This window comes from Chryseobacterium candidae, from assembly GCF_004916905.1.
Taxonomy (GTDB): Bacteria; Bacteroidota; Bacteroidia; order Flavobacteriales; family Weeksellaceae; genus Chryseobacterium; species Chryseobacterium candidae.
Genome location: NZ_SDLV01000023.1, coordinates 56,834 through 68,413, shown reverse-complemented (window position 1 = coordinate 68,413; position 11,580 = coordinate 56,834). Strand labels below are relative to the sequence as shown.

Genomic DNA, 11,580 nt, shown 5'->3' with positions numbered 1-11,580 from the left:
TTTACCTTAAATTGTTAGAAAAGAAAGAATCTGCTTCACTACGAAGCGGATTCTCTTTTTAATATTCTTTCTTATAATTCCGGAGCACAAACTTTATTCCGGTTTCCATAATATCTCCCATGGTTTTACAATACTTGAAATTGACATCGTAGGTGAGTTTTTGTAAAGCAGTTCTTAGTTCTATAACATTGGCTTCCGGTGCTATATTGTCTTTTTTCATAATAGAAATCAGTTCATCAAATCTGTTTTGGCTGCTTGTAACTCTTTTTACGATCTGCGAACGTACTTCCTTACGGTACTGTTCTATAGAACTTGGTTTGAGTTTTTCCAAAACCATATTCACCATCTGATTGTTTTCTTTAAAATATTGGGGAAGATATACTTTCAGATTTCCCTCATACGTTTGCTGATCAAAATCGATAGGGCGGATTCTGTAAATAACCTGGTCGAAATCATGGATGGGAATTACAACATAATTATAAGAACGCATGTCACCAAGAAGCCCGATAAGGCAGCGTTCATTAAACTTCACAAATTCCTTGGAGATCTGTGCTTTTTCCAGTTCTGTACAGTTGACAAGGTGCTTCTGGATAAAAACATCTCCGGGAATTCCTAAAATATGTTCTTCAATCAAAGTGTTTTTATAAACCAGAAAATTAATCCGGTTGGGAGAAAGCAGGTCTTCAAGCTCCAATCCGAATATTCGTGAGGCATCAGCCTGTTTAATATAAAAATAAGTATAATTATCATTAAGTACATTTCTTACCCGGATCCGGAAAGGTTTGGAATTCCCGAAAGTACAAAAATCGATCGTGTCAACTTTCAGATAAGGTAATGTAGCCGTATCTCCATCAGAATGAAGGAGGGTATAAATTTTATTTAAATTGGCCTCTATTTCTTTAAACTCATATTCAGAATACAGCACCCCAAGCCACAAAGTATCTTTGCCTTCTTTATCCAGAATTCTCACACTGTCACTAAACCTTAAAAGGTCTTCATACAGAAACTTGATCTTGGTGGTTCTGTTGTATTTTTCCAAATACTGCTGTAACGCTTCCGAAACTGGAAATATGGGTTTTCTGAACGCTATTTTTACATCTTTCATGACACTGTTCACTTTGTTTAAATATAAAAAATATTTTTTGCAAAGTGAGAGAAATTCTTATTTTAATATTCATTAGGCATGTTTGTTAAAGAGTAAAACAAACAAAAATTTTATTTTATTTTTCTTGGAAGACTTTATTTATTTTTTCATAGCTTAGTGATATCGTAATGTGGTGATTTTATGTTGAATAAATGCAAAATAAATTTGATGATCCAGGAAAAATCTTAGTAAAATTTTTTATGTTACAGTTTTTTTTTAAATTTAAACATTGGATTGGTAATTTATTTGATTCATCAGTAAATTATTCAAAGACAAATCCAAACCAAATTAATAAATCTCAAAATAACAATAATATGGCAATGTTTAATTATGGTGTTGGCGGAAACGAGGTAAAAGTAGACGCTAATGAAGCTATTCAGGAAATACAGGAAAATAAATCACTGATAGTAAGCCAACTTACAACAGAAGAGTCTTATACCCCTGAAATTGTAACAGGATTAAAAACCGTGGAAGATGTTTTCAAACATTTTCAGCCTGCAATATCTGTACAGCATGAAGCAGAAGACGGTGGAGTGATAGAAGAGGAATTCCGTTTTCAAAACCTTGGAGACTTTACCCCTAAAAGCCTTACTCAGAAATCAGATTATCTGCAGCAGCTGAGCATGGAACAGGAGCAGTACAACAAAATAGTACGTCAGCTGAAAACCAACAAAATTCTACGCAACATGCTGGAGAACGATCAGACAAGAGCTGCGTTCGTGGAAGTATTGAAAGAAGTGGCACAGGAACTTGAAAAATAATTAAAGACTACATTAAATCATGGATAGCAAATTACAGGCACAAGAAAGCCAGCAGCAGGGGCAGCAGCACTCAGGGCAGCCGAAAGGCAACCCGCTTGCAGAGCTTAATAAAATAGGAGGTTTTGGCTTTGTTGAATCCGTTGTAGACGGTATCGCCAATATGAACCCAACAAGAAAGGCAAGAAAAGAAATCTTCCTGAATGACAGTAATAAAGCAGACGAAAGAAAAGAACTTCTTCAGAAGATCAATCTTTGGATAAACCTTTTAGAGGGGAATGAATCTGCAGATAAAATGGCCGATACGTGCAAAAGTAAAGCACAACAGGCCGATCAGAACTTAAAAACAAACTTAAAAAATACGCTGGATGCTGTTCGTCTGCTGGAAACCAACTACAGAACAGTAGCTCAATTCTACAAAAATACAGAATTGGATAAGGTGGATAACGTAAGCATCGTCAATGCTAGCCTTGAACAGGTATCCGATCTGGATAATCCTTTGTTCATTGATGCTATTGCAGAAGAGTTCAAGAACTATTATGACCGCCTTGACCTTAGAGATAACTACTCAATCCTTGCAATTCCAGGATATTTAGGGTCAAACAAGGTCATTGAGAAATGGGCAAAAATCTGTAACGAAAACAAAGTAATGATGGTTACAGACTTCGCCAACCTTGATAAGCCGGATGATGTTGTAGATTTATTCCACTCTGCCAACCTTACCGGAGGCGAACTTCACAGAAGTAACGTGATTATGACGTGTAACTGGCTGGTAGGACGCGGTAAAGCAGAAGAAGTAGGGGAAGAGGAAAACGTAGAACTTCCACCTTCCACTTCATTAGCAGGGAAAATCCACAAAACACTGATGTCTCAGGTAGCAGCAGGTAAAAAGCACGGTAATATCAATGAAGTAGATGCTGTAAAATTCGAATTGAAGAAAAGTGAGATTTCTCAGTTGGAAAAAATGGGCCTTGTACCAATGGTCAACGAATACGGAAAGATTATGGCTTTCTCTGCGAAGACCTTATTTACAGGAGACAATATTGGTCTTCAGACGTATTCCGTAGTGCGTGTATTCGACTATGTAACAAAGGTATTGCTTGATTTCCTTAACAGAAGAGCCTTCGAAAACTGGAATGCTAAGAACGAGGATGATTTGAGAAGACAGATTGTAACATTCCTGGATAACATCAAAGGGCCGGACAAATTGATCGAGAAATTCAAAATTGTTCGTTTTGAGCAGGATAGAGTGAACAAAGACAGAGTATGGCTGGATATCCGTATGACGCCTTATTTCCCTACAAAAAGTTTCGTTATTAAATTGGACGGACACAAAGGAGATGATGGCAACGAATGGGATGCAGAATATACTCAGGAGTAACATCAACACACTTTACATAACAAAAACCGATGCAATTTTACATCGGTTTTTTTTCAACCAACACCTATGAAATTGAATATGAATAAAACACTTATTATTGGATTGCCTATCATGTTGATCATCCTTTTGATAAGCTGTGAAAAAAAATACCAAAGTCCGGGTCATTATGAAAATGATCTTTTTGCTGACGAACACCAGGAAGGAAAAGCATACATCATGAATAGAGATGAGTGTTTTGATGGCAGTGAACTCGTTATTGCAAGTTCAGATGTAATACTTTCAGACAGTTCAAAAGGCCGTGGAAAATCATTCTTTCTCTATAAAGTAAAATCTGGAAAAGTATTGAAAACGGTAAGAGATTCTACAGTAGAAATGCCAATGCTGTTTTTATCTCAATACAAATTAAAAATAAAGAACACGGATTCTATGTATGTTTATCTGAAGAAACTTGAAGGATACCGTTTTATAGCCAAAGACAGGAACCTTAAATACCAATGGTTAAAAGCGGCTCCGGTGTATTCTGTTGAGATAAATTAACGTTAAATTCAATTCTTTTTATATCACTCTATCATGATTTTTTTTATTTTTGTTTTTGAACCAACACAAAAACACGATGAAAAAAAATGTAATCCTATATGAGGGTATATCCCTTCATTCTCTCCTACAATTAGATCAGAAAAGTAATATCTGTCAAAATAGTTTCCAGCCTGAAGTTATTTATAAATTATAGTAACCATGACAGGAAATATTACCGGGGAGCAAAATCCTCAGGTAGGAACAACATACTCCTACGAAGTTAAACCTTCCGGTCTTTCATTCGGACTGAAGGGTGAATATGAATGGTATATTTATAAGAGACAAAAGAACAGAAGCTGGAAAGATATCACCGGGACACCTAAAACTGGTGAAAAAGTAACCTACAAGTTTGGAGAAATAGCACTGGGAATAGAATTTCAAATGAAAGTCTATGAGATTAAAAAAGGTGTTTTACCGGGACTTCCTGATACCAGAGAACTGGCTGGAAGTCTTACCATTATTCCTGCCAGTAACAAAGTCCCGAAGATTGATAAAGTAGTACTCTTCAACAGAGGAGCAAAAGACTTTAATAAAGCCAGTTATTATGATACTCTTATTGCGCAGGCTCATTGTATTGCGATGTTTAATAAAGAGATTGAGTTTCACCTTTGGGAAGATGACGCTCCTGGAAAAGGCCACGATGCCAATATTAACAAAAACAACCGTCACACCCGCAGCTATAAGGCTCACGTCAATGAAAAAGGGATTGCGGAAGTCTCCATTCCTCTGATGTCTGATGAAAAAATCCTTCGTCAGATCGCCAATCAGTTTCTGATGAAAGGTGACAGAAATGAAGGCGCGAATCACGAGTATTATGTTACGGCCACTTACTCCGGGAAAATTCAGGGAGCCAGCCAGGTGAATGTAGATGTAGCCAATCCGGATTATAAAGGACTGCCTCAAAACCAGCCCCAACCTAAGCCGCAGCCTGAGAAGCACACGCCAAAATTCCCGGTCGGACAAGGAGACGCGCCCAAACAACCTGATCCTAAAGGCAATATTATAGAAGCTGTTTTCATAGATGATACCGGAAAAGAGCTTTCCAAAGTAGCGGTAGGAGATAAAGTTAGGGTAAGAATTCACTCCAAAAACATGGTGGGAAAACACATCCAATATGTCATCTGGGAATCTGACCCGGTATTCCAAGATGAGGTTTACCGAAGCAGAATGATTAAAATACCCGCAGATATATGCGACACTTCAGGATTTTTCATTACCAAAGATATTTTTCAAAAAGGAACAGGCTCTCCTATAGGCAATTCGGATTCGGATAAACAAAATTATTTCATCGAAATTATCTCCAAAGATCTTTCTGCGGAATCTCAGAAATTTGGGGTAAATTCGGAAGGTTTGATGCAGGTGGAGAAGGTGAAGAGTGCGGCGGGGGTGCAGAAGACCCAAGATCCGAAACCAAAAGATGGAAAATGTCCTAATTGCGAAAAAGATATAACTGTTGAACAATTACAAAGGATATATTCAGAGGTTAAAGATAAAGCTTTATTATCTGAACTTGCAGAAACTTTAAACAAATACAAAAAGATCTATAAATTAGATACCTGTGCACGGAAAGCTCATTTTTTTGCTCAATCGATTGAAGAATCTGGGCTAGATCTATCGGGTGCCATACACGGAGAAGGTTTAAATTACTCAGCAGAAGCATTACCAATTCAATTTAAAGCATTTAGAAAAAGAAATGCTCAAGAAAGAGCAGTTGATAAACATGGAAATCCAACAGATGATAATTCTAAAACAGTTCCAAATGATCTAGCCTATCAGTACGGAAGAAGCTCAAGGAATGGATATGTAGCAAACCAAAAGAAAATTGCAGAAATAGCATATGGAAATCGGCCAGAGCTAGGTAATAAATCTGCTGAAGACACTTGGAATTATAGAGGAAGAGGGTTACTCCAAATAACAGGTAGAACTACATATGGCGAAATTCAAAAAAGGATTGATAAATTTGCCTCATCTGAGAATATTAAAATAAGTGATGGGATTGATAGAGACTATACTCCAAAAGAGGCAGCCCTAACAGGTATGGCAGATTGGTATAAAGAGGATATGTTTGATAAGGCAGATGAAACAGGAAAATTAAAAGATGATGATGTTGTAGATTTGATTGTTAATATTATAAATAGAAATACTAATTCAAGAAAGAAAAGAAAAGATCATTACAAAATAACTAAAGTAGTTTTTGAAGTTGATAAATGTCCGGAAGTTAAACCACAAAATAAAACTAATGATGATAAAAATGCTATCTGGAACAACCCATTAGAGAATCCCCAGATTACTATATATACTTTCGGTGGCTTAAAACGACCATGGCGATCTGCTTTCGGAAGAGTAAGAACAGATATGCCTGGAAGTGACAATGGAAAAAGACCTCATCATGGCATCGATTTGTTTGCAGAAAAAGGAACTCCCGTATATGCATGCCTACCTGGTAAAGTAGTTAGTTTGTCTCCTGGAACTGGATACGGAAAAGGTTTAGTTTTAAAAGTAGATTCTCAATATTTAGAAATATTTAAGAAACAACGTCGAGCTTACGAACCATACTATGTAAAATCAAAAAGGACTTATGATAAAAACAAATATGATATAGAAGGATATGGTGATTTTGACGAATATGAAGGAATTACAGAAAGTAAAGATGTTTATTTGATGTACGCACATTTAAGTGAGCTAAATGTTTCACAAAATGAAGAAATTACGATTGAAAATTATAAAACAAAACGATTAGGAAAAACTGGCGACACTGGAGCAACTGGTACTAAAGGGCCACACCTTCATTTTGAAATAAGAAGTGCTCAAAACCCTTCTGGATATTCCGAACGTTATAATCCAGCTTTCTATGTTAATTATAAGAATGAGACTCAGCTTTCGGAAGCTGAAAGAAAAAAACAAGATAAAACAGCAGGTAAGTAATATGAAAAATTTAACGAATCTATTTATACTATTATTTTTCTTTAATCTATTATCATGTAAGGAAAATAGTCCTAAACAAGAAAAAATAGATAAACTCACAACATTATATTCTATTGATTTTAAACAGGAACAATTAAACTGTACTGGTGAAAAGTATAGTTCAAATAAATGTATTGATAAAAATAAAAACTTATCAATTTCTTTTGATAAAAATTCGATCCTATTTACCAATAATAATAAAAATTACATTGATAAATTAAATAATTCAAGTGATCTAGGATATGAAACTTTTTTATTTGGAAGCAGCAATGATGAAAAAATTATTTTAATAGATAGTTTTTTAGAAAACGGACACCTATTTCTTGTCTATTATGTTAATAATAACAATATAAAGTTCTTAGGAAAAAATGAAGTAATCGACAACACTGAAGAGAATAATGCATATAATTTTAAAATAAAAAAAACAGAAGGTAAAGTTGATATATTCTTAAATCCTCAGCTTGGCAACTTTTCACTTGATATAGAAAAAGCAGTTAATCTTAATAACAATGATGATAAGAAAGCTATCTTAAATATTAATTTTCTTAATGATAATATTGCAACTCCAGATAAGATTACCAATGAATTAATTTTCACAAAAGACAAATCGGGAAAATTAATAATTAATACTGATATTCTGGATTACATACAAAAAAACACAGCTAATAGTAATAATTCATACTCAATGTCATTATCGAAATATGTAACCCAACTTATTGTTAATTTTTATGATAATGAGAGTACAAAATGGACGGAAGAAGACTTATTTAGAATAATTGGATATGCTGCAAATACCACAGATCCATTGTTTAAGAAATACTGGAAAAATAATCCTGAAAAATGGAATAATGGACAAGAGGGGTATATTTTAGGTTTTTGTAATGTCGCATATCATGACCAAATCTGGGCTAAATTAACTAATAATTTCAAAAAAAACAAATATTATAATTTACCTTATTTAGAAGAAATGGTGTGGTATGGAAGCGATTTTGATAAAGTAGGAGCACCTTAATATTACTCCATAAAGCTTCAATTAATGATGAAAAACTTTTTAATTTTACTACCTCTCATATTTTTATTTTACAATTGTAAAGGCCAGGATAAAGATGAAAAAAAGAGAATAGAAACAAAAGTTTACGTTGCAAACTGTAAAGGTGAATATTCTACAAAAGAAAAATTAGCTGAAAAAGATAAAGCGTGGTCTCTCAATAGTAATGATGTTGAAAAAATCATGAAGTTATCAGTTCCTATTACTGAAGAAGAATGGCATTTCTCATATCCAATTACACCATGTAATATTGATATAAAAGATTATTTATATAAAGGGAAAAAATATGATTTACAGATTAATGGAGGTTCATACATTTCTTTTTTTGATGGAAAAAAAACACAAATTCTTGGATGTGAGCTACCAGAATGTAAAAAATATTTCCTAAAGTCTAAAGAAAATATAGACGAAGAAGATCTACCCTCTTCTTTTAATTCAAATTCCACACAAACTAAAAGCTATAAAGTTAACTTTAATAAAAGTGATAAAAATGATCTCATTATTATAGAAAAAAATAAAAATGACTATACCTTAAAAGCGCAAACCGATAATAAAGTATTTTTTACAAAAAATATTGACTGTGATTTTATAGAAATAGATACTGCTATAAAAAATAAACAAGCTTTCAATTTAATCTTAGGTTACACTGATCAGTATCAAAATGCGTCTCGGAAAATTGTTATACCGGTTTTTTTCAAGAATAATGATTTATTTATTGAAAAATTATTCATTGCAACTTTGGGAATCAGTGCGAAAACAGGTGAGGAAGAATGGATGCAAAAAGAGATTTATGAAAAAATAACACTCAAACAGCTTGATTTGGATAAAATCTTATCAGAATAAATAAACCAACTGATGAAATCCTTTTTTAACTTTATGATCATATATATTCAGGTAATTAGGAAGAGATAAGAGTAAAAAATTTATACAATAACGGATTCATAATCAGAACATTTTCTCCATAAATCTATTTTTCATGTAACAGAAACAAAAAATCTCTTTCAAAATCAAAACAGGTAAAAAATAAAATAAACCTATCTTTGCAGCATTGAAAATAATGTTCAGGATGAAGAGAAAATCATCTCTTCAGTGATTTAAAATAAGATTGATTTTTGGGAAAAAATAAAACAGGTTCAGAATTTCTGCATGTGGGCAGCAAAATCCTTGAATGGTATAAAAATAATGCAAGAGATCTGCCTTTCAGACAGACAAAAGATCCGTACAAAATCTGGATCTGTGAAATTGTATTTCAGCAGACGAGAATCAACCAGGGATTGAATCATTATAATAATTTCATTAAAAGATTTCCCGATGTAAAAACGCTGGCAAAGGCTGAAGAAAACGAAGTTTTATTGTATTGGAAAGGGTTAGGTTATTATTCCAGAGCTATTAATATACATAAAGCCGCCCAACAGATCATGAATGATTATCAGGGTGTCTTTCCTCACCAATACGAAGAGATTTTAAAACTGAAAGGAGTAGGAAAATATACAGCTGCAGCTGTTTCAAGCATCTGCTTCGGTGGAAAAATGCCTGCTGTTGACGGGAATTTCTACCGTGTTCTGAGCCGTCTTTTTGCGGATGATTTTGATATTTCAAATTCAAGAGCATTTACCTATTTTTCTGAATTGGCCGCCTTGGTGATGCCGGAGAATGTAGGAGATTTTAATCAGGCTATGATGGATATCGGCTCGGAAATCTGTAAGCCCAAAAATCCATTATGTGGAGAATGCCCTTTAAATGAAGACTGCCTGGCATTTTCTATGCAGAAAATTTCAGATTATCCTGTAAAAACCAAAAAAGTAAAAGCAGAAGATCTTGCTTTAACCTATTATTTTGTTCACAAAAACGGACAGTTTCTGATCCGTCAGAGAGCAGATGACTTCATCTGGAAGAAATTATTTGAATTTCCGACAGCTATTCCTTCGGATATGGAATCCTTCATTACAGGTTCAAAAACGGTTACCCATAAACTGACTCATAAGAATTTAAGCATTGAGATTTGGAATGTTGAGGTTACTTCAGAAAAACAATGGAATGATTTTATTGCTGAAAATCAATACCTGATTACAGATCTTGAAGGCTCTCATGAAAAATCCTTTCCGAAGCCTTTGGAAATTTACATTCAAAACGCTCTGAAAGACTGAAATTTGTCTTCTGAAATCTGAAATCTAATTTGTACTTTTGCAAAATGATTAAAAAAGTCATTTTTATTTTTGTATCGCTGCTTTTGATTTCATGTGGAAAAGACCCTTCACCAAAACCTTATGGAGAACTGCGTCTTGAATATCCTGCACCGAAATACCAGAAGTTTGAAAACAATTGCGCCTATACCTTTGAGTATTCGGACTTTGCTTCAATTGCACCAGCCAAAAAACCTTGCTGGTTCTATCTGAATTATCCTAAAATGAAAGCTAAGCTATTCGTTACCTATTATCCGATACAGAACGACTTTGCTGACCATATCAAGGAAGCCGAGAAAATGGTATATGAGCATACCATTAAAGCCAGTTCCATAGATACAAAATCCTTCGAGTACCCTGAAAAAAAAGTATACGGGAACTTCTATGAGCTGAAAGGGCAAAGCGCTTCCAATCTTCAGTTTTACGTTACAGACAGTACGAAACACTTCGTGACTGCTTATTTATACTTTAATACGAGACCGAAACCGGACTCTCTTGCCCCCGCAGTAAACTATATCAAAAATGATATGAAACATCTGCTGGACACTTTTGAATGGAAAAAATAATTACTTTTAATATACATTGAAAAATATATGAAACTTTTAGTTGTAGGAAGTGTTGCATTTGATGCAATTGAAACACCATTTGGTAAAACGGACAAAATTTTAGGAGGTGCAGCCACTTATATCGGAATCACTTCATCAATTTTAGGCGTTAAATCCGGAATTGTTTCTGTAGTAGGAGGAGACTTTCCACAGGAACATCTTGACATGTTCACAAACAGAGGTGTAAACATCGAAGGAATTGAAATCGTGAAAGAAGGAAAAACATTCTTCTGGTCCGGAAAATACCACAACGATCTGAATACAAGAGATACTCTGGCTACAGAAGTAAATGTACTGGAAAACTTTGATCCGAAAATCCCGGATTCAATGCAGGATGCCGAAATTTTGTTACTTGGAAACCTACACCCTGGAGTTCAGTTATCTGTACTTGAAAAAATGAACAACCGTCCTAAACTGGTTATCCTTGATACCATGAACTTCTGGATGGATTCTGCTTGGGATATTTTGATGGATATGATTGCAAAAACAGATGTAATTACCATCAATGATGAAGAAGCAAGACAGCTTTCAGGAGAATATTCTTTGGTAAAAGCGGCGAAAAAGATCCACACAATGGGTCCTGAATATGTAATTATTAAAAAAGGAGAACACGGAGCTTTACTTTTCCATGACAATAAAGTATTTGCTATCCCGGCACTTCCTTTAGAAGACGTTTTCGACCCTACCGGAGCCGGAGATACTTTTGCAGGAGGTTTCGCGGCCTATCTTGCTAAAAAAGGGAAAATTGATTTCGAAACGATGAAGTCTGCCCTTATCGTAGGATCTGCAATGGCTTCATTCACCGTAGAGAAATTCGGAACAGAAAGAATAGAAGAAGTAAACGAAGCGGATATGTTCAGCAGATTGAGACAATTCAAAGAATTAACAACATTTGATGTTGAACTGCAATAAATAAGTCTT

10 protein-coding genes are annotated in these 11,580 nt (G+C 34.5%); 9 read left to right on the top strand and 1 reads right to left on the bottom strand.

Annotated elements, in window-relative coordinates:
• Positions 1–58 precede the first annotated feature (58 nt).
• Positions 59–1,105 (bottom strand): hypothetical protein, encoded by a 1,047-nt coding sequence (locus tag EK417_RS11485; RefSeq protein ID WP_136522233.1) that lies wholly within the window; start codon positions 1,103–1,105, stop codon positions 59–61.
• A 353-nt stretch (positions 1,106–1,458) separates the two neighbouring features.
• On the opposite strand from EK417_RS11485, the gene EK417_RS11480 reads away from it, so the two are divergent.
• From EK417_RS11480 to EK417_RS11440, 9 genes are all read left to right on the top strand, one after another.
• Positions 1,459–1,905: a type VI secretion system contractile sheath small subunit gene (locus EK417_RS11480; protein ID WP_076596830.1), complete on the top strand. Its 447-nt coding sequence runs from the start codon at positions 1,459–1,461 to the stop codon at positions 1,903–1,905.
• A 19-nt stretch (positions 1,906–1,924) separates the two neighbouring features.
• Positions 1,925–3,283 (top strand): DUF5458 family protein, encoded by a 1,359-nt coding sequence (locus EK417_RS11475; protein ID WP_076596805.1) that lies wholly within the window; start codon positions 1,925–1,927, stop codon positions 3,281–3,283.
• A 78-nt stretch (positions 3,284–3,361) separates the two neighbouring features.
• On the top strand, positions 3,362–3,820 hold the full coding sequence (locus EK417_RS11470) for a hypothetical protein (RefSeq protein ID WP_228402589.1): 459 nt from the start codon (positions 3,362–3,364) through the stop codon (positions 3,818–3,820).
• 198 nt (positions 3,821–4,018) lie between these two features.
• Positions 4,019–6,784 carry a peptidoglycan DD-metalloendopeptidase family protein gene (locus EK417_RS11465; protein WP_136522232.1) on the top strand — a complete coding sequence of 922 codons (2,766 nt, stop codon included), beginning with the start codon at positions 4,019–4,021 and terminating at the stop codon, positions 6,782–6,784.
• Between the two features lies 1 nt (position 6,785).
• A complete protein-coding gene (locus tag EK417_RS11460; RefSeq protein ID WP_136522231.1) occupies positions 6,786–7,835 on the top strand; it encodes a hypothetical protein in 1,050 nt (349 codons plus the stop codon).
• 24 nt (positions 7,836–7,859) lie between these two features.
• Positions 7,860–8,714 carry a hypothetical protein gene (locus EK417_RS11455; protein WP_136522230.1) on the top strand — a complete coding sequence of 285 codons (855 nt, stop codon included), beginning with the start codon at positions 7,860–7,862 and terminating at the stop codon, positions 8,712–8,714.
• A 269-nt stretch (positions 8,715–8,983) separates the two neighbouring features.
• Entirely contained in the window at positions 8,984–10,018 is a 1,035-nt protein-coding gene (mutY, locus tag EK417_RS11450) for an A/G-specific adenine glycosylase (protein WP_136522229.1), read from the top strand.
• 44 nt (positions 10,019–10,062) lie between these two features.
• A complete protein-coding gene (gene gldD / locus EK417_RS11445) occupies positions 10,063–10,620 on the top strand; it encodes a gliding motility lipoprotein GldD (RefSeq protein WP_076596811.1) in 558 nt (185 codons plus the stop codon).
• Positions 10,621–10,647: 27 nt separating this feature from the next.
• Positions 10,648–11,571: a PfkB family carbohydrate kinase gene (locus tag EK417_RS11440; protein ID WP_076596812.1), complete on the top strand. Its 924-nt coding sequence runs from the start codon at positions 10,648–10,650 to the stop codon at positions 11,569–11,571.
• Positions 11,572–11,580: the final 9 nt, after the last annotated feature.